This window comes from Rhizobium sp. Root708, from assembly GCF_001429725.1.
Taxonomy (GTDB): Bacteria; Pseudomonadota; Alphaproteobacteria; order Rhizobiales; family Rhizobiaceae; genus Rhizobium.
The window spans coordinates 138,239-160,485 of record NZ_LMHV01000040.1 but is presented as its reverse complement, the minus strand read 5'-3'; the positions used below and the strand labels follow the sequence as shown (position 1 = coordinate 160,485).

The 22,247-nt window shown below is 61.4% G+C and carries 20 protein-coding genes and 2 pseudogenes; 8 read left to right on the top strand and 14 right to left on the bottom strand.

All coding sequences use genetic code 11. The annotated features are described in order from the left end of the window. Nucleotides 1–64: 64 nt before the first annotated feature. Nucleotides 65–1,288, bottom strand: coding sequence for a lytic murein transglycosylase (locus tag ASE04_RS20010; protein ID WP_056820981.1), 1,224 nt, complete (start codon nucleotides 1,286–1,288; stop codon nucleotides 65–67). 200 nt (nucleotides 1,289–1,488) lie between these two features. On the opposite strand from ASE04_RS20010, the gene galU reads away from it, so the two are divergent. Continuing rightward, a complete protein-coding gene (gene galU / locus ASE04_RS20005; RefSeq protein ID WP_056820979.1) occupies nucleotides 1,489–2,376 on the top strand; it encodes a UTP--glucose-1-phosphate uridylyltransferase GalU in 888 nt (295 codons plus the stop codon). A gap of 4 nt (nucleotides 2,377–2,380) precedes the next feature. On the opposite strand, the gene ASE04_RS20000 is transcribed toward galU, so the two are convergent. Beyond that, nucleotides 2,381–3,904 (bottom strand): outer membrane beta-barrel protein, encoded by a 1,524-nt coding sequence (locus ASE04_RS20000; RefSeq protein WP_056820977.1) that lies wholly within the window; start codon nucleotides 3,902–3,904, stop codon nucleotides 2,381–2,383. Between the two features lie 123 nt (nucleotides 3,905–4,027). Here ASE04_RS20000 and ASE04_RS19995 point away from each other — a divergent pair, with 123 nt between their 5' ends. Next, on the top strand, nucleotides 4,028–5,023 hold the full coding sequence (locus tag ASE04_RS19995) for a KpsF/GutQ family sugar-phosphate isomerase (RefSeq protein ID WP_056821486.1): 996 nt from the start codon (nucleotides 4,028–4,030) through the stop codon (nucleotides 5,021–5,023). Here the strand turns inward: ASE04_RS19995 and ASE04_RS19990 are convergent, their stop codons facing one another. Beyond that, nucleotides 5,024–5,479 carry an NfeD family protein gene (locus tag ASE04_RS19990; RefSeq protein ID WP_056820975.1) on the bottom strand — a complete coding sequence of 152 codons (456 nt, stop codon included), beginning with the start codon at nucleotides 5,477–5,479 and terminating at the stop codon, nucleotides 5,024–5,026. A 3-nt stretch (nucleotides 5,480–5,482) separates the two neighbouring features. Beyond that, on the bottom strand, nucleotides 5,483–6,490 hold the full coding sequence (locus ASE04_RS19985) for an SPFH domain-containing protein (RefSeq protein WP_056820973.1): 1,008 nt from the start codon (nucleotides 6,488–6,490) through the stop codon (nucleotides 5,483–5,485). A 202-nt stretch (nucleotides 6,491–6,692) separates the two neighbouring features. Here ASE04_RS19985 and queC point away from each other — a divergent pair, with 202 nt between their 5' ends. From queC to queE, 3 genes are read left to right on the top strand one after another with little or no spacing between them, the layout of a single operon-like run. Next, a complete protein-coding gene (gene queC / locus ASE04_RS19980; protein WP_056820971.1) occupies nucleotides 6,693–7,403 on the top strand; it encodes a 7-cyano-7-deazaguanine synthase QueC in 711 nt (236 codons plus the stop codon). After that, on the top strand, nucleotides 7,403–7,759 hold the full coding sequence (gene queD / locus ASE04_RS19975; protein WP_056820969.1) for a 6-carboxytetrahydropterin synthase QueD: 357 nt from the start codon (nucleotides 7,403–7,405) through the stop codon (nucleotides 7,757–7,759). The genes queC and queD overlap by 1 nt, the downstream gene beginning before the upstream one ends. Next, nucleotides 7,756–8,493 carry a 7-carboxy-7-deazaguanine synthase QueE gene (queE, locus tag ASE04_RS19970; RefSeq protein WP_056820967.1) on the top strand — a complete coding sequence of 246 codons (738 nt, stop codon included), beginning with the start codon at nucleotides 7,756–7,758 and terminating at the stop codon, nucleotides 8,491–8,493. The genes queD and queE overlap by 4 nt, the downstream gene beginning before the upstream one ends. Before the next feature lie 168 nt (nucleotides 8,494–8,661). Here queE and hemH read toward each other — a convergent pair whose 3' ends face one another. The 7 genes from hemH to ASE04_RS19930 form a co-directional block, all read right to left on the bottom strand. After that, nucleotides 8,662–9,699 (bottom strand): ferrochelatase, encoded by a 1,038-nt coding sequence (gene hemH / locus ASE04_RS19965; RefSeq protein WP_056820963.1) that lies wholly within the window; start codon nucleotides 9,697–9,699, stop codon nucleotides 8,662–8,664. 122 nt (nucleotides 9,700–9,821) lie between these two features. Beyond that, nucleotides 9,822–11,708 (bottom strand): bifunctional metallophosphatase/5'-nucleotidase, encoded by a 1,887-nt coding sequence (locus ASE04_RS19960; protein ID WP_056820961.1) that lies wholly within the window; start codon nucleotides 11,706–11,708, stop codon nucleotides 9,822–9,824. Nucleotides 11,709–12,081: 373 nt separating this feature from the next. After that, nucleotides 12,082–12,450 carry an outer membrane lipoprotein Omp10 gene (omp10, locus tag ASE04_RS19950; RefSeq protein ID WP_056820957.1) on the bottom strand — a complete coding sequence of 123 codons (369 nt, stop codon included), beginning with the start codon at nucleotides 12,448–12,450 and terminating at the stop codon, nucleotides 12,082–12,084. A 170-nt stretch (nucleotides 12,451–12,620) separates the two neighbouring features. Beyond that, nucleotides 12,621–14,072 (bottom strand): homospermidine synthase, encoded by a 1,452-nt coding sequence (locus tag ASE04_RS19945; RefSeq protein ID WP_056820955.1) that lies wholly within the window; start codon nucleotides 14,070–14,072, stop codon nucleotides 12,621–12,623. Nucleotides 14,073–14,208: 136 nt separating this feature from the next. Further along, the gene (locus ASE04_RS19940) at nucleotides 14,209–15,087 is read right to left on the bottom strand and encodes a heme-dependent oxidative N-demethylase family protein (RefSeq protein ID WP_056820948.1); all 879 of its coding nucleotides are present in this window, start codon (nucleotides 15,085–15,087) and stop codon (nucleotides 14,209–14,211) included. A 9-nt stretch (nucleotides 15,088–15,096) separates the two neighbouring features. Then, the gene (locus ASE04_RS19935) at nucleotides 15,097–15,465 is read right to left on the bottom strand and encodes a nuclear transport factor 2 family protein (RefSeq protein ID WP_056820939.1); all 369 of its coding nucleotides are present in this window, start codon (nucleotides 15,463–15,465) and stop codon (nucleotides 15,097–15,099) included. A 19-nt stretch (nucleotides 15,466–15,484) separates the two neighbouring features. Next, a complete protein-coding gene (locus tag ASE04_RS19930; RefSeq protein WP_056821483.1) occupies nucleotides 15,485–15,769 on the bottom strand; it encodes a YciI family protein in 285 nt (94 codons plus the stop codon). A 130-nt stretch (nucleotides 15,770–15,899) separates the two neighbouring features. Here ASE04_RS19930 and ASE04_RS19925 point away from each other — a divergent pair, with 130 nt between their 5' ends. Further along, nucleotides 15,900–16,805 (top strand): sensor domain-containing diguanylate cyclase, encoded by a 906-nt coding sequence (locus ASE04_RS19925; RefSeq protein ID WP_056820937.1) that lies wholly within the window; start codon nucleotides 15,900–15,902, stop codon nucleotides 16,803–16,805. On the opposite strand, the gene ASE04_RS19920 is transcribed toward ASE04_RS19925, so the two are convergent. Genes ASE04_RS19920 through ASE04_RS19910 form a run of 3 tightly spaced genes read right to left on the bottom strand, consistent with a single transcriptional unit; the run spans nucleotide 16,802 to nucleotide 20,466 of the window. Next, nucleotides 16,802–17,428 carry an aminotransferase class IV family protein gene (locus tag ASE04_RS19920; protein ID WP_056820936.1) on the bottom strand — a complete coding sequence of 209 codons (627 nt, stop codon included), beginning with the start codon at nucleotides 17,426–17,428 and terminating at the stop codon, nucleotides 16,802–16,804. The two genes, ASE04_RS19925 and ASE04_RS19920, sit on opposite strands and share 4 nt — an antisense overlap. Further along, nucleotides 17,425–18,585, bottom strand: coding sequence for an aminodeoxychorismate synthase component I (locus ASE04_RS19915; RefSeq protein ID WP_056820934.1), 1,161 nt, complete (start codon nucleotides 18,583–18,585; stop codon nucleotides 17,425–17,427). Before ASE04_RS19915 ends, ASE04_RS19920 begins: the two co-directional genes overlap by 4 nt. A gap of 21 nt (nucleotides 18,586–18,606) precedes the next feature. After that, nucleotides 18,607–20,466, bottom strand: coding sequence for a M3 family oligoendopeptidase (locus ASE04_RS19910; RefSeq protein ID WP_156408844.1), 1,860 nt, complete (start codon nucleotides 20,464–20,466; stop codon nucleotides 18,607–18,609). 205 nt (nucleotides 20,467–20,671) lie between these two features. On the opposite strand from ASE04_RS19910, the pseudogene ASE04_RS19905 reads away from it, so the two are divergent. Both ASE04_RS19905 and ASE04_RS32265 read left to right on the top strand, forming a co-directional pair. Further along, nucleotides 20,672–21,928: pseudogene (locus ASE04_RS19905) on the top strand (sigma-54-dependent transcriptional regulator); the annotation flags it as partial. An 87-nt stretch (nucleotides 21,929–22,015) separates the two neighbouring features. Beyond that, nucleotides 22,016–22,225 (top strand): annotated as a pseudogene (locus ASE04_RS32265) (helix-turn-helix domain-containing protein); the annotation flags it as partial. Nucleotides 22,226–22,247: the final 22 nt, after the last annotated feature.

Genomic DNA, 22,247 nt, shown 5'->3' with positions numbered 1-22,247 from the left:
CGCTATTTTCTCACGGAGCGGCGGAAGCGTCCACACCTCAAAACGTAGGGTGCGGACACCGGTCCTACTTGCGAAGCGCGTTCAGCAACGGCAGCGAGGGTTCGCCATCCTGCTGCATGCCCATTCGGCTCTGGACGGCTGATATCGCGGCCTTGGAGCCGCTGCCGAAGTTGCCGTCCACTTCACCGTCGTAGTAGCCAAGCGCCTTGAGGCGTGTCTGCAGCTCGAACTTTTCCTTGACGTCGAGCGTGCCATCAGGCCGCGGCCAGCGCTGCTTCATGCCGCCGTAGCCGGCAATCTCGTCCGCCAGGAGGCCGACCGCGATCGCATAGCTGTCGGAGGCGTTGTACTTCTTGATGGTGAAGAAGTTGCTGGTCATCAGGAAGCCCGGGCCGTTCGGACCGCCCGGCATTTTCAGAATGGCCTTGCTGCCGCCGTCACGAAAGCTCTTGCCGTTCGGCCGCGTCACGCCCATGGCTGCCCATTGGGCAAGGGTGTGGGTCTTGCCGACCTGCTTTGCCGCGTTCTGCGAAACGCTCACCTCGTAACCCCAAGTCTTACCGGCTTCCCAGCCGTTCTTCATGAGGAGGTTAGCCGACGTCGCGAGCGCGTCGGGGACGGAATTCCAGATATCGCGATGACCGTTGCCATCGGCATCGACCGCGTAAAGAAGGTAGCTAGTCGGAATGAACTGCGTGTGGCCCATGGCGCCTGCCCAGGAACCGGTCATACCGTCGGGCGAGATATCGCCGTTCTGCAGGATTTTCAGCGCGGCGACGAGCTGCTTCTTGGCGAAATTCGCGCGGCGTTCGTCGGCATAGGCAAGCGTTGCCAGCGCGCGCGGAACGTAATGCAGCCTGTCGTCCTTCTCGAGAACTGCGCCATAGTTGGACTCCATCGACCAGATGGCGAGGAGAATTGTTTTGTCGACGCCGAAGTGGCGCTCGATCGCATTGAGTGTGGAGGCATGTTTCGCCGCCATCTTGCGGCCGATCTGCACCGTATACGGGTTTACACGAGAATCTACATAGTCCCAAATTTTCGTTGTAAATTCAGGCTGATAGGCAGCTTTTTCGAGCACCGTGGGATCCGGATCCGTGACGCCGGAGAAGGCTTTCCTGTAGGTTGCCTTGCTGATGCCATTTTGCGCGGCAGTTTGATAAAAGTCCGCGATCCATTTCTGGAACCGCTGGTCAGCCTTCGCGTTTAGGGGGGCCAGACCGGCAGTCGCGGTCACGATGAATGCGATAGCAAGACCACGAAGGGAGTTTCTGTGATTTTGAGTCATCGGCGGTCATCCGTCCTTTCGTTTCAGGCACAGCAGAGCGCGAAAGCCCGCTCAGACCTGAGACTAACCGAACGGAGTCAACAAATTCTTTACCATGACCCATGAACACAGTCACCATTTGCAAAACGGTAGCAAATCTCGTCTAGTTCAATCAAAAATGCCTTTTATTTCAAGCGGTGAAATCACTGCAGGAGGATTGTGTGGCAGAGCATAAGAAAGTTCGCAAAGCTGTATTTCCGGTCGCAGGTCTGGGGACTCGCTTCCTTCCGGCCACCAAGGCGGTTCCGAAGGAAATGCTGACGGTCGTTGATAAACCGATCATTCAGTACGTCGTTGACGAAGCTCTGGAAGCAGGGATCGAACAATTCGTTTTCGTCACGGGCCGCAACAAGCACATCATCGAAGACTACTTCGACATCCATTTCGAGCTTGAGCAGACCCTGCGTGAGCGCAGCAAGAAGGCGGAAATGACGCTGCTTGCCGGCCAGCTTCCCAAGGCTGGTACGGTCAGCTTCACCCGCCAGCAGGAGCCGCTCGGTCTCGGACATGCGGTGTGGTGCGCACGCGAGATCGTCGGCCATGAGCCTTTCGCCCTGCTTCTTCCTGACATGATCATGAAGAGCGAAGGCAAGGGCTGCATGAAGGGGATGATCGACCTTTATGCGCAGAGCGGCGGCAACATCATCGCCGTCGAAGAGTGCGAACCCGAACAGGCGCACAAGTACGGTATCGTCGGCGTCGGCGACGCGATCGGCGACGGCTTCCGCATCACCGATATGGTCGAAAAGCCGGCCAAGGGTACTGCGCCTTCCAACTTCTTCATCAACGGTCGCTACATCCTGCAGCCCGAGGTCTTCAAGATCCTCGAAACCCAGGAGCGCGGCGCCGGCAACGAGATCCAGCTCACCGACGGCATGCTGAAGCTGCTGAAGGATCAGGATTTCGCCGGTTACCACTTCAAGGGCACGACCTACGACTGCGGCGCCAAGGATGGCTTCATCCTCGCCAACGTCGCGTTCGCGCTGGAGCGTGCGGACATTCGTCCGACCGTCGAAGAAGGCTTCAAGGCGCTGCTCAAGACACTCTGAGCGATCAGCGTTTCAGTTTGAGACCGACGCCGGCTCGCAGTTGCTGCGAGTCGGCGCTTGTTTTTCTGGAGGTCACTTCGTAGCCGATCGTCGTAGTCAGATCGAGGTAGCGGTTGATGTTCCAGGTCAGGCCGGCGCTCGTCGTATAGACGGTCTCGTCGTTGGTCGGGCTATCCGAAGGGTAGTCGCGCAAGGTAATGCCGCCGAGGAAGGTGCCGACCAGATTGTCACGCAGCTGATGGCTGACGGTCGTCGTCAGGGCATGCGAGACGTAGCCCGACTCGCCCGCCGTGGTCGAGGGCTGGATGCTGGTCTGCAAACCGAAATCGATATCCGTTCCGCGTAGCGGCGACCACAGGAGATGGGCGTCGATGACGCCCGCGTCGATATCCGAGAGACGATCGTCATCGAAGGTCGCGACCTCATAACCGATCCCGACCTCGCCGCGCAGTTTCTCGCCCATGTCGACTTCGACGCCGACCTTGGCGCCGTAGGATTGGCCGGAGCGGCGATAGCCGGCGCTGTCGACCGTATCGTCGTAGATCGTCTTGCCGACGTTCGCCTCGAGGAAGGGAATGAGGGCCGGTGACAATTCGTAGCCGATACGGCCGCGAAGTGTGCCGCTCGTCTCGTTTCTGTCGCTGAGGTTGACAGTCGTGCCGTCGCTCAGCGTGGCGTCCGAGTAGATCGTTCGCGTCAGGTCGATCCCGGTGCTGCCGCGCAATATGCCGAAGTCGCGCTCGATCGAGGCGCCGACGGAGAGTTCCTGAACATCGGACTGCTTGTCGGCGTCCTGCACGGCGTTCGGATCGTCAGTATCCTCACGGTAGAAATGGTAGCCGCCGGTCAGGTGGGCGGTGGTATCCTCGGGCAGGTCGAGGCGCAGGTCCCCATTGATCTTGAAGTCCGGCTGCTCTTCGCCTTCACCGGTGAAATTCTGCTGCCACGCACCCTGCGTCGTGATCGTCAGCTGGTGCAGGGCCCAGTCGGACGTCAGGGTGGCGAGAAAATCGGTTTCGAGGAAGCCGCGTGTCTGCTTGACGTCGCCATCCCGCTGGGTCTCGGCGTTGACGCTCTGCGTTACCGTCGGTCGAAGCACGAACGTGCCGACGCGAATTCCCGGCGTTTCCTCGGTCGAGACGTAAGCGTCCGGTTTGCGTGCGGGCAGGCGTTCGTCGAGTGCCGGTTCGCGCGTGTTGAGACGCAGTATGTCCTCATCGAGGATCGAGCCTGTCGTCTCGTCGCTTACCGGCTGGTCGCCGGTCGTTTTCGCCGCGGTTGTGCTTGTGGCGGTCGCGTCGTCATCGGCGGTCGCGGCCCTGGGTGCCGATGCGTCATCGGTATTGGCGCTGTCATCGCCGATTGGCGAAATGGGCGCTGCCGGCGAATTCGCGGCCGAGCGCGTCGTCTGGGTAGATTGTGCCTGCGCATGACCGGGCTGAAGCGCCACGCAGCCGAGGGCTGCCGACACGGCAACGCACGCCGCGCGGAGCGGCGTCAGACTGCTCGTGTTTCTCCAGTGGGCCATGAATGTGCGCTCGGCATGCTTCGAATTATTACCCGAACGTAAACCCTCGTGGTTAATCATTCGTTGCCTGCGGCCAGTCTCCGGCCGATGGACACGGCGGATGAAAACCGCTAACGCATGGCCATGACAAAGGCAGCGGCAAATCTCACCGAAGACGGCATCCTTCAATCCGCGAAGCGTACCGTCGCCACCGAACGGCGTGCACTGGAATCGCTCGAGCGCGCATTCGACAACGGACTGGCCGAGCCCTTCATCCGGGCCGTGGAAACTATCAGCAACATTGCCGGCCGGGTTATCGTCACGGGTGTCGGCAAGAGCGGCCATATCGGCGTGAAGGTCGCCGCCACGCTTGCCTCGACGGGAACGCCGGCCTTCTTCGTCCACGCCGCCGAAGCCAATCACGGCGATCTCGGCATGATCGGCACGACCGATGTCGTCATCGCTCTTTCTAAGGGCGGCGAGAGTGCGGAACTGCGCAACATCATCGCCTATACGCGCCGCTTCTCCATTCCGCTGGTTTCGCTGACCTGCTCCGAGCAGTCGTCGCTGGCGAAGGCTTCTGACATCGTGCTGCTGATGCCGAACGAAGAGGAAGCATGTCCGCACGGACTGGCGCCGACGACCTCGACGCTGATGCAGTTGGCGATGGGGGACGCGCTGGCGATCGCTCTCTTGGAGAAGCGGGGCTTCAGCGCGCGCGACTTCCACGTTTTCCATCCGGGCGGAAAACTCGGCGCCAGCCTCAGCCACGTTGCCGATATCATGCACACCGGCGACCGTGTGCCGCTGGTGGCGAAGGGAACGTCACTCCCGGAAGCCATTTCGACACTGTCGCGCAAGCATTTCGGCTGCGTCGGAATTCTCGATGATGACGGGCGGCTCTGCGGGATCATCACCGAGGGCGACCTTGCGCGCAATCTTGCCCGCAATCTGGCCGAGCTCGTCGTTGACGACATCATGACCCGCACGCCGAAGACCGTGAAGCCGACGGTTCTTGCGACCGCGGCGCTTGCCATGCTCAATCAGAACAACATCGGCGCATTGATCGTCGTCGACGAGGACAACAAACCGGTTGGCCTCGTGCACTTCCACGATCTTCTGAGGATCGGCGTCGCCTGATCAGGTTTCCTCGACTGTCAGATCGCGGCCGTTGCTGGACACGACCTTGACGCGCGCTCCGATCGGCAGATCGGGGCCCATGACCTGCCATTGGGTGTCGTCGAGCCGGATGCGGCCGCGTCCCTCTAGGATGGGTTCCGCAAGCGTTGCGGTGCGCCCGACGAGGCTTGCACCGCGCTGATTGAGGAAAGGTTCATCGCTCGCTCCATGCTCCCTTGTCAGCTTTCGGCCGACGAAGGTGGCGGCGACGGCGAGGATGGCGAAGAGAATTGCCTGCAGCTGCCAGACCCAGAACGCGCTGTCCCAGAAGAGCAGCGAAACAGCGCCGACGACGATCGCCGCAATCCCGATCCACACCAGAAAGAAACCGGGCGCCGCCAGCTCCGCTGCCAGCAGCACCATGCCGGCGACCCACCAGCTCCAAGGTCCAAGCTCCGCTGCGATCCGGGCGATCATGGCTTATCGATCTCCGTCGGGATTGAAGGGATTGATCGTCGGCGTCGAACGCGGCGGCGCCTGGCGGGCCGGCCGTGTCGGCGGGGTGGAGCCGTCACCGAAAACTTCCTTGGCAATGGCGCCGATACCGCTCAGCGACCCCAGGATCGACGAGGCCTCGATCGGCATCAGAACCACCTTGGAGTTGCTTGCCGAGCCGATCGAAGTGAGGGCTTCGGTGTATTTCTGCGCCACGAAGTAGTTGATCGCCTGAATGTCACCGACGGCGATCGCTTCCGAGACCATCTTCGTGGCCTTGGCTTCGGCCTCGGCCAGACGCTCGCGCGCTTCGGCGTTTCTGAACGCCGCTTCGCGCTGACCTTCAGCCTGCAGGATCGCCGACTGCTTGGCGCCTTCGGCCCTGAGGATCTGCGCATTTCTCGAGCCCTCGGCCTCCAGAACCTGAGCGCGCTTTTCGCGCTCGGCCTTCATCTGCCGCGCCATCGCGTCGACGAGGTCGCGCGGCGGCTGGATGTCCTTGATCTCGACGCGCGTGACCTTGATGCCCCACGGGCGCACCGCATCGTCGACGACGCGCAGCAGGCGATCGTTGATCGCGTCGCGGTTCGACAGCAGCTCGTCGAGATCCATGGAGCCCATGACCGAGCGGATGTTGGTCATCGTCAGGTTGAGGATGGCGTTCTCGAGGTTCGAGACCTGATAGGCGGCCTCGGCGGCATTCAAGATCTGGTAGAAGGCAACGGCATCGGCAGAAACCGAGGCGTTGTCCTTGGTGATGACTTCCTGGGTCGGCACACTGAGGACCTGTTCCATGACGTTCATGCGGGCACCGACGCGCTCGATGAAGGGCGTGATCAGGTTGAGGCCGGGTTCCAGCGTGCGGGTGTAGCGGCCGAAGCGCTCGATCGTGTAGCGATAGCCCTGCGGCACCGTCTTGATCCCAGCAAACAGGACCAGGATGACAAAGATGACCAGAGCAATAACAACGATGTCAAAGCCGCCCAAAACCATGAAACTCCTCCGCGATAGAATCGACTGACGCAACCTTAAACGAGCCGACTTCAAACGCCAGTGACTTTGGCCGGCGGCGTCGTCAGTTCGTGGATTCGATATGGGGGTTCCGCTGACTATTCACAACGGGGCCAGTTTGGCCTAGAAGACCCGCAGGAAATACCGGTCGCAGCCCACCCGGTCAAAACAAGGGATCCTCATCATGAAGACCATCGTCATCTGCTCCGGCGGATTGGACTCCATTTCGCTCGCCCATAAGGTCGCAGCGGAGCATCAACTCATCAGCCTGCTTTCCTTCGATTACGGACAGCGACATCGCAAGGAACTGGACTTCGCCACGGTTTGCGCCAAGCGGCTCGGCGTGCCGCATCAGATCATCGATATCCGGACAATCGGCCGGCACCTGACGGGATCGGCGTTGACCGACGATGTCGACGTGCCGGATGGCCACTATGCCGAGGAGACGATGAAGGCGACGGTTGTGCCGAACCGCAACGCCATCATGCTGGCGATCGCCTTCGGCCTCGCGGCCGCCCAAAAGGCGGATGCGGTGGCCGTTGCGGTGCATGGCGGCGACCATTTCATCTATCCGGATTGCCGGCCGGGTTTCATCGATGCCTTTCAGGACATGCAGAACAAGGCGCTCGATGGTTATGCCAGCGTCTCGCTGCTTGCTCCTTATGTCACCGTTTCCAAGGCCGATATCGTCACCGACGGTGCGAAATACGGGACACCCTTTGCCGAGACGTGGTCCTGCTACAAGGGCGGTACGCGCCATTGCGGGCGCTGCGGCACCTGTGTCGAGCGGCGCGAGGCTTTTCATCTGGCCGGTATCGCCGATCCGACGGAATACGAGGATCCGGATTTCTGGGAGGCCGCAACGTCAGGCTATTCGGCCAGGGAGGTGAAGTGATGTTTCGCATCACCAAGGAATTCCACTTCTCCGCTTCGCACCAGCTGACGCATCTGCCTGCCGATCACCAGTGTGCGCGGCTGCATGGGCACAATTACATCGTCGTGGTCGAGCTTGCGTCTGCGGAACTCGATGAGAACGGTTTCGTTCGCGACTATCACGAGCTTTCGCCGCTGAAGCGCTACATCGACGAGCGCTTCGACCATCGGCACCTGAACGAGGTGTTCGGCCATGACCGTGTCACCTCGGAATATCTCGCCAAGCACTTCTACGACTGGTGCAAGGAGCGGCTGCCGGAGACGTCGGCCGTGCGCGTCAGCGAGACGCCGAAGACCTGGGCGGAATACCGGCCATGAGCGGGGTTCGCGAGGCGCAGATCCGCGTCAGCGAGATCTTCGGGCCGACGATCCAGGGAGAGGGCGTCCTGATCGGCCTGCCGACCGTCTTCGTCCGCACCGGCGGCTGCGATTATCGCTGTTCGTGGTGCGACAGCCTGCATGCTGTCGATAGCGAATACCGCGACCAATGGCTGCCGATGACGGTCGATGGCATATGGGCCGAGGTGACGCGACTTTCCGGCGGCAAGCCGCTGATGGTGTCGCTATCAGGTGGCAATCCGGCGATCCAGCCGCTTGGCGGTCTCATCGCACACGGGCATGCGCAAGGCTACAAGTTCGCGCTTGAGACGCAGGGCAGCGTCGCCAAGGAATGGTTTGCCGATCTCGATGCGCTGGTGCTGAGCCCGAAGCCGCCGTCGAGCGGCATGGCGACGGATTGGGATGACTTCGCGGACTGTCTTCGCTTGGCGGGCAACGGACCCGCGATCGCGTTGAAGATCGTGGTTTTCGACGATCGCGACTATGCCTATGCCCGTGAGGCGGCTGCGCGTTATCCAGATCTCTCCGTCTATCTACAGCCGGGGAACCATACGCCACCGCCGCCCGATGACGACGATGCGCGCGTCGATATTGACGGCATCATGGACCGGATGCTGTGGCTGATCGACAAGGTGACCGAGGACCGGTGGTTCGAGGCCCGCGTGCTGCCCCAGCTGCATGTTCTGCTGTGGGGGAACAAGCGCGGCGTGTGAAGGGGTTGTGTCGCCCGCTGCCAAGACCCCTCCCAACCCTCCCCACAAGGGGGAGGCTTAACCCGGGTGAAGCGCCAGCGCCTGACGGGCCGGCGGTCACTCAGGATTTTCCCCGGGGAGATGACCGGCAAGCCAGAGGGGGTGTTTCCCAGGGGCCTACCCGTCTGATCAGACCCAGCCGAGCAGTTCGCGGCGGACGACCTTTTCCAGCACCCGCATGCCGTCCTCGCTGTCGTTGAGGCAGGGGATGTGGGCGAATTTCTCGCCGCCGTTCTCGTGGAAGGAATGGGCGGCCTGTTCGGCGATTTCCTCGAGCGTTTCCAGGCAGTCGGAAACGAAGCCGGGGTTGAGGACGGCGATCTTCTTGACGCCATCCTGCGCGAGCTTCTCGACGGTCTTGTCGGTGTAGGGCTGCAGCCACTCTTCAGGCCCGAAACGGGACTGGAAGGTCACCATGAATTTGTCTTCGGACAATCCCAGCCGTTCGCGCAACAGGCGACCGGTCTTCTGGCATTGGCAATAGTAGGGATCGCCCTTCCGGAAGTAGGACATCGGGATGCCGTGGAAGGAGGCGAGGATCTTTTCCGGTTCCCAGTCGAGCGTTGCCAGGTGGCTCGTCACCGAATTGGCAAGCGCCTCGATGTAGGCGTCGTCGTCGTGATAGTCGGGAACGGTGCGCAGCGCCGGCTGCCAGCGCATCTTGAGGAGATGCTGGAAAGCCTTGTCGTTGACCGTGGCCGTCGTTGCCGCAGCGTACTGCGGGTAGAGCGGGAACAGCACGATCCTGTCGCAACCGTCGTCCTTCAACGCCTGGATGCGCGATGCGATCGACGGCGTGCCGTAACGCATCGCCCAGTCGACCTGGACGTTGGGCAGGTCCTTGAGACGATCGGCCATCAGCTCGGCCTGGCTGCGGGTATAGGTCCGCAGGTAGCTTTCGTTCTTGTCCTTGTTCCAAATCAGCTCGTAGGCCTTGCCGACCTTACCGGGGCGGGTGTTGAGGACGATGCCGAAGAGGATCGGGTACCACTTCCACGGCGACCACTCGATGACGCGCTTGTCGGTCAGGAATTCCTTCAGATAGCGGCGCATGGACGTGTAGTCGGTACCGTCAGGGGTGCCGAGATTGACGAGCAGGACGCCCACCTTGCCGGATTTCACGGGCGGGTGACCCGCCGGGCGGTGCGCAGTATCAACAGTCGTCATTCAAACCCCGGTATCTTGTCTGTCCTGGCTCATACGCAGCCGAGTCTCGATGGTTCACCCTATAGGAACAAAAGCCGGCCCGGGAAACCCCGGACCGGCTTTCAGGGTCGAGACAAATCGTCTTACTTCGACGGAATCTGCAACTCCTTGCCGACCGTCAGGTGGCGCGGCGCGGGCTTGCCGTTTGCTTCCGAAATCTTCTTCCAGAGCGCGCCTTCGCCGTAGAACTGCTTGGCGAGATCCCAGAGTGTGTCGCCTGATGCGATGACGTGGTTGATCGGCGTGTTCGGTGCAAGTGCGGCGGGGGCAGCCGGGTTTGCTGCCGCAGGGGCTGCGGGTGCGGCTGCCGGGGCGACGGGCGCCGTTGCCGCCGGTTCCGGTGTGGCCGGCGCTGCCGCGTTTGCCGCAACGTCGGTGACACGGCCATCGGTGTAGGGCTTGTAGGGCGAGTGTGCGGCAATGTAGTCGGCCGTCACGTCGGCAAGATCGGGGCCGAAGTCATAGGCGTTCTTGCCCGCTGTGGCGAAGATCGAATAGCCGTCGCCGCCGGCGCGCATGTAGTTGTTGGTCACCACGCCGTAGGTCTTCGCGTCGTCGAGCGGAACGAAGGCATCGCCTTCCTTCGTCTCGACCGAGACGAGACGGCTGCCGGCCGGCTTGCTTTTGTCGTAGCTGTATTTGAGGCCGGAAACCTGCGGGAAACGACCGGCGCCCTGTTCGATCTGGCCCAGGCCATTTTCGAGCGCCTTGCGGATGTCAGCGCCAGTCAACTGGAAGGTCGCCAGCGTGTTCTGGAACGGCAGGACGGTGATCACCTCGCCCTGCGTGACCTCGCCACCATCGATCGAGGCGCGCAGGCCGCCGCCGTTCTGGATGGCGATGGTCATGCCCTGGCTCTTGCCGCGGTCAAGCATGGCGTCGGTCACCAGATTGCCCATCGAGCATTCCTGGACGCGGCAAACGGTGCGGTCGCCCTGGATGGGTCCTTCGGACGAGCCGATCACCTTCTTGCGCAGTTCCTCGATCGGCTTGGCGAGCTCGACGATGCGCGCGGTCAGCGTCGGATCGGGCGTGAAGGAGGAGTCGATCAGGATCGGGTCGCCCTTGGCCTCCTTGACGACGCCGCTGTCGTCGAAGGTGACGAGGAGGTCGCCTAGATACTTGCTGTAGGATGCGGCCTGCACCACCGGAACCTTGTAGCCGCCGGGATTGTCGACCATCGTCGGATAGGGGCCTTCAGCCTTCGCGTCGGTATTCGACAGCAGGCTATGCGAATGGCCGCCAACAACGATATCGACGTCGGGGATCTTGGCGATCGCCGAGAGGTCGCGCGGATAGCCAACGTGGGTGAGGGCGATGATCTTGTTGATGCCCTGCTTCTTCAGGTCCTGGACGGCGGCAGTGATTGACTGCACGTCGTCGGCGATCATGACCTTCGGCCCTGGGGAGGAGATTTCTTCGGTGTCGTTGGTGACGGCGCCGACGATGCCGATCTTCTGGCCGCCGACATCGAGAACCAGCGACGGCTTGATGCGGTCGCCGAGCTTGGAGCCGTCGCCGGCGAGGACGTTGGCGGAGATGACGGGGAACTTCACCTTGTCGAGGAAGGTTGCCAGACCGTCTTCGCTGTCGTCGAATTCATGGTTGCCGACGGTCATGACGTCGAACTTCATGTCGTTCAGCACTTCGGCTTCGACCGCGCCCTTGTAGGTCGTGTAGAACAGCGAACCCTGGAAATTGTCGCCGGCGTTGAGCAGCAGCACGTTCTTGCCTGACAGGGCCTGCCGGCGCTGGTCGATGGCGGTCTTCAGCCGGGCTGCGCCGCCGAAGCATTCCTTCTTTCCCTCTTCCTCGGCCGAGCAGGTTGAATCGAACTTGTTGATCGACTCGATGCGCGAATGGAAGTCGTTGATATGAAGGATATTGAGTTCGTAATCGGCAAAGGCGGCTCCGCTCGACAGCGCCAGCATCGACGCGGTCAACAGACCGAATTGAAATGATTTCGTCATCCTGCTCTCCTGATTGTGGCGAGGCCCACCCCTGCACCTCGCCGTCCCTACGCAATCGATGTTTCCACCAAGCATCTAGCTGCGGCAAGAGAAAAAGCTGTGACAGTTCAGGCGCATTCCAAGGGCGGTAGACGAAAAACCTCTCGCGAGAGGCTGCTTTCTTTTGGGGGACGACGAATCCGCTCAGGCTGCGAAAGCAGTCATCCTCGGAAACCGGCTTGTCGAGAATTTAAGGACGGCCAGCGTGATCTCGCGGCAGCAACGTGACGTCAATCGGTCGCCCGACCCCGTTCTAAAGATAACGGCAGTCGCGTCCTCGGGCCTTGTGACAGACCAGGACCATTAAGTCCAATGCAAATCGGGCTTTACAGCGCTACATGCGGCGCGAAAGCGTGAACTGCGAGCCGGCGTCGGAGGTGCAATTGAGCTGGCTCTGGGTCACCAGCGCGCAGTTGACCTTCGATTGTGTCTTGCGAACCAGCGACGTCATGTTGATTTCGACCAGCGAGGGCGAGGTGTTTATGTATGTGCCGGAAGCGAGCAGCTGGTTGCTGTCGGTTGTGCGGGTCGTGAAGGTACCAGCCTGGAACGTGGAAATGATCCCGTTCGGATCTGCCCATGAGCCCTCAACGCCAGCCGGGGCCGGATTTGCTGCGACCGGCATGGGACGCGGTGACGGCGAAACGCACGCAGACAAGGCCGCCGAGGCACTCGCGATCACGAGGAGGGTTCTGAGTTTCATAAGCTTCTCCCGGAAGATTCAGACCGAAAAGATACGTTTGGTTAAGAAACACATGGCGCGGGCGTCCAGGGAAGGCAAGGCTTCAGCGGCGCCCGAGGGAATTTATACAGCAGGCGTTACAAAAATGCCCGCCTTGCGGCGGGCATCTTTAAATGCGGTTCGTCCGGCGGTTAGCGAACGAGGATATTCTTGAACTGCCAAGGATCCTTGGTGTCGATGTCCTCGGGGAAGAGGCCCGGGCGACCATCCAGCGGGGTCCAGTCGGTGTAGTGACCTTCGACCGGACCGAGGTAGGGCGTCTGCACTTCGAGGCAGCGCTTGTAGTCGATCTCGTCGGCTTCAACGATGCCGGCCTTCGGGTTCTCAAGCGCGTAAACCATGCCGGCCAGAACCGCCGAGGTGACCTGCAGGCCGGTGGCGTTCTGGTAAGGCGCGATGCGGCGGGTCTCTTCGAGCGACAGGCGGGAGCCGAACCAGTAGGCGTTCTTCTCGTGGCCGTAGAGCAGCACGCCGAGTTCGTCGACGCCATCAACGAGTTCATGCTCGTCGAGAACGTGGTGAACCGGCTGCGCGGTGCCGCCATTGCCGAACATCTCGTGCAGCGACAGAACGGCGTCGTTGGCCGGATGGTAGGCGTAGTGGCAGGTCGGGCGGAAGGTCACTTCGCCGTCCTTGTCGCGCACCGTGAAGTAATCGGCGATCGAGATGGATTCGTTGTGGGTGACGAGGAAGCCATACTGCGGGCCCGGCGTCGGGCACCAGGTGCGAACGCGGGTGTTTGCGCCCGGCTGGTCGAGGTAGATGGCTGCCTTGCAGCCCTTCTTGTGCTTCTTGGCGTTCTTCGGCATCCAGTTTTCGTGGGTACCCCAGCCGAGTTCTGCCGGCTGCAGACCTTCGGAGATGAAGCCTTCGACGGACCAGGTGTTCCAGAAGACATTAAGTGGCTTCGGGTTCTTGGTGAGCTGGGTGTCGCGCTCGGCGATGTGGACGCCCTTGACGCCGAGCTTCTTCATCAGCTTGGCCCAGCCTTCGCGGTCGTGCTGATCCGGCTCGTCGAACTTGAGGCCGGTGTCGTTGGCGAGGTTGACCAGCGCCTGCTTGACGAACCAGGAGACCATGCCGGGGTTTGCGCCGCAGGTGGAAACGGCGGTGGTGCCGCCCGGGCTCTTCTTCTTCTCATGGCGAAGGGTTTCGCGCAGCGCATAGTTTGTGCGCTCCGAGTTCTTCATGTTCTTGTCGAAGTAGAAGCCGAGCCAGGGCTCGATGACGGTGTCGATGTAGAGAACCTCGAGCTTGCGGCAGAGCTTCATCAGGTCGAGCGAGCCGGTATCAACCGAGAGGTTGACGCAAAAGCCCTGGCCACCACCCTCGGTGAGGAGCGGCTTCAGCAGCTCCTTGTAGTTGTCCTTCGTCACGTATTCCTTGATGTGACGGACGCCGTGCTGCTTGAGGATCTCCATGTCGGAAGGCTCTTCGCGCGGGTCGATGACGACCATCCGGCTCTTGTCGAATTTGAAGTGGCGCTCGATCAGCGGCAGCGTGCCGCGGCCGATGGAGCCAAAGCCGATCATCACGATCGGGCCGGTAATTTCGGCATATACCGGGTGGGTCTGTTCCGTCATTCTTTTCTCCTGTGGAAGGTGACGAAGGCGGTGGGCCTTAAGGATTCATTTGAAATTGCGCAAATAATGCGAGGTGACCGGCTCTAACCATAAAACGGCGTCACAATAAAGAGCGTTCGGGCCGAGAACGCAAATATCAAGTGGGAGCAAGGTTGCCTGCAAGCGCCCGGAGCTTGGCGGCGAGCTCGGCTTTTTGAAGCGTCAGACCCTTATAGGCCGCCTGCCGATCATCAAGTCCGTCCAGCTGCGAGGCAAAGCTTGCGGCGAGTGCGGCAGCGTTGGGGTGGCCGGCGATCGCGGCGATCGGATCGACATAGACGCGGATCGTGAAAAGGATGTCACCTGACAAGGGAAGCCTGCGCAATGTCTGGCGCTCGACGCGGGCGAAGCGCTCGGAAAGCGTGAAAGGCTTGGCGGATGGCGGGCGTCGATGCTTGGAGAGCGGCAGGAAGAGATCGCCGGTGACGTTCACGGACCAATTCAACCGTTCGACCGGCTGTGAGACCTGCAGATTGTCGAAGATGCGGGTGATCAGGGTTGCGTTGCGGGTGCCTTCGCCAAAGTCGGGGACGTCGGCGTGAATTGCCTGCATCGGCAGTCCGAATTTCTCCCGCAGCGACCAGGAGGAGGGGAAGGCCACGAAACCGGCCACAAGATGCCAGCCGTCCGTCTTGCGCCTCATGATGACGAGATCGTCCTGGATCGTGAGGCCGGCGTTAAACAATGGCGGTGCGTCTTGCAGGGTCGGCGTCTCGCGCAAGTTGGCGGCAAGTTCCGGGTGACACTCCGCCAGATGGACGGAGAGAAGATCGAGAACCTCCTGTTGCGCCTGTGCGGTGTCCTCCTCGGCAACGAAGATCTCGTCGCGATGGGTCTCGGCCAGTCGGCGCTTCTCGCCGACGTAGCGGGCCCAATCGGCATCCGGCTCGATCCAGCGGGCGAGATCCAGCGGCATCAAGCCGATCGTGAAGGGACGGGCCGAGCCGTCGTAGGGCGTATAGGCTGGAAGCGTCATCGGCACATTCTATGCCGTCAACGTTCCCTGATGGAAGACCATTCGCCAATGCCCATCCGGTTCGTGGCGCCAGATCGAACTGCGCAATGATTGAACGGAGGGCTGATCGAGGATGTCGCGCACGGCCCTGTAGGTAACCAGCGCCAGACCGGGCGCGAGCAATTGGGTCTCGAAATCGGTCAACCGGCGCTTGATGCCGTCCACCGGTTCCTGGAGGAGAGCTTCGATAACCGTGTCGTAGCTGTAGATCCTTCCGGACGCGCCGATCTCGCGAAAATCGGGCGACAGGAGCGCTTCGAGCGCCGGGCGCGAATTGCGCACCGCCTGCTCGAACAGCCGCTCCTCCAGCACCCGCAGATGTTCGCCAAGCTCGTTCACGCGCTTCTCATCCCTGCGTTCAGCCTTTCAGGACTTCCAGACCTGCCGCGGTCGTGGTCACGGCTACCTCGGTAATCTCGTATTCGGCGACACCATGAATGGTGAAAGGGTCCTCGGCAACGTAGGCTTCGATCGCTTCACGCTCACCGATGGCAAGAATGACGCCGCCCGTGCGGGGCACCTTGCGTCCGGATGCGAGAAACGATCCGCGCGCATAGCCTTCCTTCACCCATGCCATGTGCGGCTCCATGTGCCGGTCGGCCTCTTCGTTCGGCTTCACATAGGTCAGGGCGAGGATGAACATCGCTGCGGTTCCTTCGGTTGTTGCTTTCTGGCGCATGTGGATATTCGTTCGCCTCAAAACCATCCATCTTCTTTTTATAATTCTGCGTCAAACTGCGAACCATTGTTGTCAGCACGCCCGGAACAATCGGATGAACCAGATATCGGAGCGGCTTGCCGAATTGCAGCAAGACAGTGCCGTCCTGATCGCTCTCTATGATCAGGAAGACCGTCTTCGCTATGCCAATGCGGCTTTTCGTTCGACCTTCGTCATCGAGCCCGATGAAGCGCCATTGTGGTCGGAACTCATGCGGCGGAATACGTTGGCCGGCAGGGGTACGATCATTCGCACCGCCGATTTCGAAGTGTGGCTCGTTTCCGCACAGTCGCGTCGCGGCAAGCTGCCGTTCAGGGCGTTCGAGACCGACGTCGTCGACGGGCGCTGGTTCTGGATGACGGAGACGGTCCAGCAGGACGGCTGGATGCTTTGCATCGCCAGCGATATCACCCACGTCAAGCAAAGCGGGCGGGATGTCAGGCAGGATCGCGACTTTGCGTTGCGCGCGTCGCAGACAGATGAGCTAACCAGCATTTCCAACCGTCGCTTCATGATGGCGGCACTCGAGAGCCTGATCGCCGGCCAGGGCGCGGCGCATCGCGGGGCCGGCTGCATCTGCATCGTCGATCTCGATTTCTTCAAGCGCATCAACGATGTCTACGGCCATCAGTTCGGCGACGACGTGCTGATCGATTTCTCGCGTCGGGTGCAGCCTGTGATCCGCCGGCGTGACAGCTTCGGGCGGATCGGTGGCGAGGAGTTCATGCTGATCCTGCCGGATACGACGCTGGCACAGGCCGAACTCATCGTCGAGCGCATCATCGCAATGGTGCGCGGCGCGCGCCCGGTTCCGACCACTCCGTCCTTCTCTTATACCTGCTCGGCGGGATTGGCGGAGCTGCGGCCGGGCGAGACTGCTCGCGAGGTTTATGCCCGCGCCGACGAGGCTCTTTATACAGCCAAGCAGAGCGGCCGTGACCGGCTGAAGATCGTGGCCTAGCCGACAAGCCGGGCTGGAATCAGCCCGCGCAGCGAATTGCCCATGTAGAGTTTTCCCGCTTTCAGGTCGGCCATCGAGATGCGGCCGACGCGCGCCTTGCGCTGGCAGATCAGCTCGGTACGCAAGACGCCCGCGAGCAGGCCGCAGGAGATCGGCGGCGTGCGCAGCGGGCCCGAACCGTCATCGAGGAAGACCGAGGTGATCGTGCCTTCGCAGACCTCGCCGCGGTCGTTCAGAAGCAGCACTTCGTCGGCGTCGGATGCCGGATACTCGGCGCGAGCAGCCTCGTAGACGCCGCGCCGTGTCGTCTTCATCCGTAGCAGTTTGTCGGTGGAATCGAGACGGGTTGCGGCAATGCGGACCTTCCAGATGGTCCCCTCCGGCACCGGCGCGAAGGGAGCCGTGGTGACCTCGATCTGCCCCAGCCGGTCAAGCGTCAGCCGTATTCGCAGGGCCGTCGTGGCGCCGACAACGGCCGCTTCCAGTTTGGCGGCAGCGCCTGTTGGGTCAGGAAAGCCGATCCGGCGGGCGGAACGGGAGAGGCGGGCAAGATGCAGGCGTAGCCTGACGAAACCTGTTTCCGGCTCCCAGCGCAGCGTTTCGATCAGCGAGAAGTCGTTCACCGCGCGATCTCCCGATCGCCGATCGCAAACCGCGCTTTCAGCAGGCACTCCTCGTATTCGGCCTCGGCGGTGGAATCAAAGACGATGCCGCCGCCGACGTTGAAGACCGCCTTGCCGCCCGGAAACAGGCTGATGGTGCGGATCGCGACGGAAAAGCGCATGGCGCCTGATGGCGCAATCATGCCGATCGCGCCGCAATAGGCGTCGCGGGGTGTGTCCTCGAGCGCGTGCAGGATCTGCATGGCGCTGAGTTTCGGCGCGCCGGTGATCGATCCGCACGGAAAGAGCGCGGCGAAGATGTCGCGAATGGTCAAATCCGGGAGGAGTTTCGCCTGCACGTGGCTGACCATCTGGTGGACGGTTGGATAGGTCTCGATGTCGAACAGTTTCGGCACGTCCAAGGTGCCGACTTCCGTGATGCGCGAGATGTCGTTGCGCAGCAGATCGACGATCATGCGGTTTTCGGCCTGAGTTTTGATGTCTTCGCGCATCGCGGCGATGATCGCGGCATCCTCGCCATCATCAACCCCGCGTCTTGCCGTTCCCTTCATCGGGTGGGTTTCGATCCAGCCTTCTTCATCGGTGCGGAAGAAGAGTTCGGGCGAGCGCGAAAGCAGGATGGGGCCGCCAAGATCGACCAGCGCGCCGTATTTTACCGGCTGTCTCGAAATCAGCGACCAGAAGGCGGCGCGCGGATCGCCGTCCCAGCGGGCGGTGATCGGCATGGTGAGGTTTGCCTGGTAGCAATCGCCCTGGCGCAGGTGCCAATGCAGGCGATCGAAGTGCTCTTTATAGGCGGCGAAATCCCAGCCGGCCCGGGGCTCGCTAAGGAACTCGCCGTTCTCGCCGCGCTGTTTCGGCTGGGCAAGCGGGTGGGTATCGGCTTCGGGTGCATCGAAGACGCCGAAGGCAAGCAGCGGGGTCTCCCGCCCCTCCGGCAGGAACGCTTCCAGCTTCTCCTCGAAGAGATAGCCCGCTTCATAGGCCATGTAGCCCGCCAGCCATTTGCCGGCGGCCTTTGCTTCTTCCATGCGGGCAAGGGCGGCCAAGAACTCGGCGCGCGTCCGGGCGATGATGATCTCCGACGGATCGGAAAAGAGCATCACTTGCCCGGTCGTGTCATCCCGGAACAGAACGTAGCGTTCAGCCTTGGTCATGCCTGCCTTTGGATCGAGAGCTTATGCGCTCTTATCAAGCGCTTCCAATTCGTCGATCAGCCCTTCGATCATCGACAACCCCTTGCTCCAGAACGACGGATCGGTGGCGTCGAGGCCGAATGGCTTCAGAAGTTCCTGGTGATGCTTGGTACCGCCGGCCTTCAGAAGCTCGAAATACTTGTCCTGGAAGCCCTTGTCGGCCTTCTGGTAGACGGCATAGAGCGAGTTCACCAGGCAATCGCCGAAGGCATAGGCGTAGACGTAGAACGGCGAATGAATGAAGTGCGGGATATAAGCCCAGTAGGTCTCGTAGCCTTCCGAGATCTTGATCGCCGGCCCGAGGCTTTCCGACTGCACCGAGAGCCAGAGCTCGCCGATATCGTCTGCGGTCAGTTCGCCGGCCTTGCGGGCGGTGTGAACCTTGCGCTCGAATTCGTAGAAGGCGATCTGGCGTACGACCGTGTTGATCATGTCCTCGACCTTCTGCGCGAGCATCGCCTTGCGCTCGCGCTTGTCCCTCGTTTTGTCGAGGAGGGCGCGGAAGGTCAGCATTTCACCGAAGACGGAGGCGGTTTCGGCAAGCGTCAGCGGCGTCTGGCACATCAGCGCGCCCTGTGCGCCGGCGAGAACCTGATGAACGCCGTGGCCAAGCTCGTGGGCGAGCGTCATGACGTCACGCGGCTTGCCGAGATAGTTGACGAGCACATAGGGATGCGCCGAAGGAACGGTCGGATGGGCGAAGGCACCGGGCGCCTTGCCGGGACGAACGGGAGCGTCGATCCACTGCTCGTCGAAGAAGCGCTTGGCGATCGCGGCCATCTCCGGCGAGAAGTTGCCGTAGGCAGAGAGAACTGTGTCCTTGGCTTCAGTCCAGGAAATCACCGCATTGGAGGTTTCGGGCAGCGGCGCGTTGCGATCCCAGAACTCCATCTGTTCCATTCCAAGCCACTTGGCCTTCATCTTGTAATAGCGATGCGAGAGGCGCGGATAGGCATCTTTGACGGCGGCAGCCAGCGCATCGACCACTTCGCGCTCGACGCGGTTGGCGAGGTGCCTTGAATCGGCGATGTCCTCGAAGCCGCGCCAGCGGTCGGAAATGTCCTTGTCCTTGGCAAGCGTGTTGGTGATCAGCGTGAAGGTGCGGATATTGGTCTTGAAGGTTTCGGCAAGCGCCATCGCCGCCTTGTGACGAACGGCCGGATCGCGGTCCTGCAGCATGTTCAGCGTGACCTCGATCGACAGCTTCTCGCCATCGACGTCGAAGCGCAGCTCCGCCATCGTCTCGTCGAACAGGCGGTTGAAGGCCGCGGCCGAGGTCATCGACTTTTCGAGGAAGAGCTGTTCCAGCTTGTCGTCCAGCTGGTAGGGCTTGTCCTTGCGCAGATCGACGAGCCAGGGGCGGTAGTGCCCGGCATCCGGGTCATTCGCCATGCAGGCGTCGATCACCGCATCGTCGATGCGATTGAGCTCGAGCGCGAAAAACAGGAGGTGGCTGGAGAACTCGGTAATCTTCGCCTGCGCGTCGCCATAGAGCTTGCCGTTCACCGGGTTCGATGTATCGGAGAAATAGGTGAGGCCGGCAAAGGAGCCGAGGCGTCCGATAATGTCGTCCAGCGCCTCGTATTCCTTCAGCGCCTGGCCGATGCCCTCGGCGCCTTTTTTGGTCGCGGCATCCGCAAGCTTGCCCTTCCACTTCTCTTCGAAAGCGATTGCCTGCTTGCCGGCTTTCTCCATATCGCCGGTGAAGGCCGTGGAGGTTGCGGAGGGATAGAGGTCCTGCAGTTTCCAGGTCGGCAGATCGCCGAGAGCGGCATCGGTCGCGGAGCCAGCAGAACTTGCCGAAAAATTAATGGTGGTGCCGGAGAGCATGTTTTTCATCATCGGGGTTCTCTTCCTCTTTTGCGACAGGCTTGACTGTCTATGCGCCTAAAGGCTTGGCATCAAGGGGCTTTCGGCTGCCCACAAGCTCCGTTTCGGGTCGGATTCGGCCCTGCCACAAACGTTAAAATGCAATTGTTTCTCAAAACTGGATGTTCAAGCCTTTCTGCCAAAGTGCGTCTCAGGTTTCGCATGAAGTGAGGCAGCAATGACCGGTTTTAATGAGCTCAAGGGCGCAGCACAGATACTCGTGGTCGAGGATGACCCCGTTCAGCGTCGACTGCTCAAGAACGCGATAGAGCGACACGGCCACGTCGTCCATCAGGCGGAAAATGGCCGTATCGGGCTTGAGATGGTGAAGAGAGGCAGCGGCCTCTACAACGTCGTCGTTCTCGACCTGATGATGCCCGAGATGACGGGCCTCGAATTCCTCGAGGCACTGCACGAATTCGGCACGCAGGTTCCCGTGATTGTCCAGACAGGGCAGGGCGGTATCGAGACCGTGGTGCAGGCGATGCGTGCAGGCGCTTTCGATTTCGTCGTCAAACCGGTTTCCCCGGAGCGGATCGCCAACTCGATTTCCAACGCCCTGAAGCTCGACCAGCGCGAGGTGAAGGCACGGGCCGGTCGCCGTTCGCGGCCCGGCAGCGTCGGCTTCGATGATATCGTCTCCGCGAGCCCCGCGATGATCCGCGTGCTCGACCTGGCGCAGCGCGCCGCGCAGTCGAACATTCCGGTGGTCCTCGAAGGCGAGTCCGGGGTCGGCAAGGAACTCGTCGCCCGCGCCATCCAGTCCGGCAGCGACCGTTCCGGCAAGCCGTTCGTTACGGTCAACTGCGGCGCCATTCCGCACAACCTCGTGGAAAGCATCCTTTTCGGACACGAGAAGGGCGCGTTCACCGGCGCGACGGAAAAGCATATCGGCAAATTCATGGAAGCCGACGGCGGCACCATCTTCCTCGACGAAATCGGTGACCTGCCGCTCGAGGTGCAGGTGAAGCTGCTGCGCGCCGTGCAGCAGGGCGAAATCGAGACCGTCGGGGCGCGAACCGCCTATAAGGTCAATGTTCGCCTGATCTCCGCGACGAACAAGGATCTGATCGAAGAGGTCAAGAACGGCCACTTCCGCGAGGATCTCTACTACCGGCTCAACGTTTTCCCGATCACGATTCCGGCGCTGCGCAAGCGCAAGGAGGATATTCCGCATCTCGTTCGCGTGTTCACCGAACGCTTCTCAAGCGAACAGAAGCATGGCCAGCGGATGACGGTCAGTTCAGGCGCACTCGCCTTGCTGACGGCTTACGACTGGCCGGGCAACATCCGCCAGCTGGAAAACGCGATCTTCCGCGCGGTCGTGCTTGCCGAAGGCCCCGAGCTTGTCGAAGGGGACTTTCCGCAGATCGCCGCGCAGCTGCCCGAGTATGACGTCGTCGATCATCTGGCGCTGGTTGCCGATAACACGGCGAGCGTTCGTCTCAGCGAGCTTTCGTCGGTCGATTATTCCGTGCCGCAGTCGGTCGCGGATCACGTGGCCGCTCGAATCACGGAGACGCCCGATAACGCGATCGCCAGCACAAATCCTTCTGGAGACGTGCGCAAGCTTGCCGATGTGGAAGAGGAATTGATCCGTTTCGCCCTTAAATTCTATCGGGGCCAGATGAGTCAAGTGGCTCGAAAGCTGGGCATCGGACGATCGACATTGTACCGCAAACTCAAGGATTATGGCATCGATCCCGACAATCCACAGAAGGACGCCGCGTAGGGCGTCCCGATTAACTTTCCGG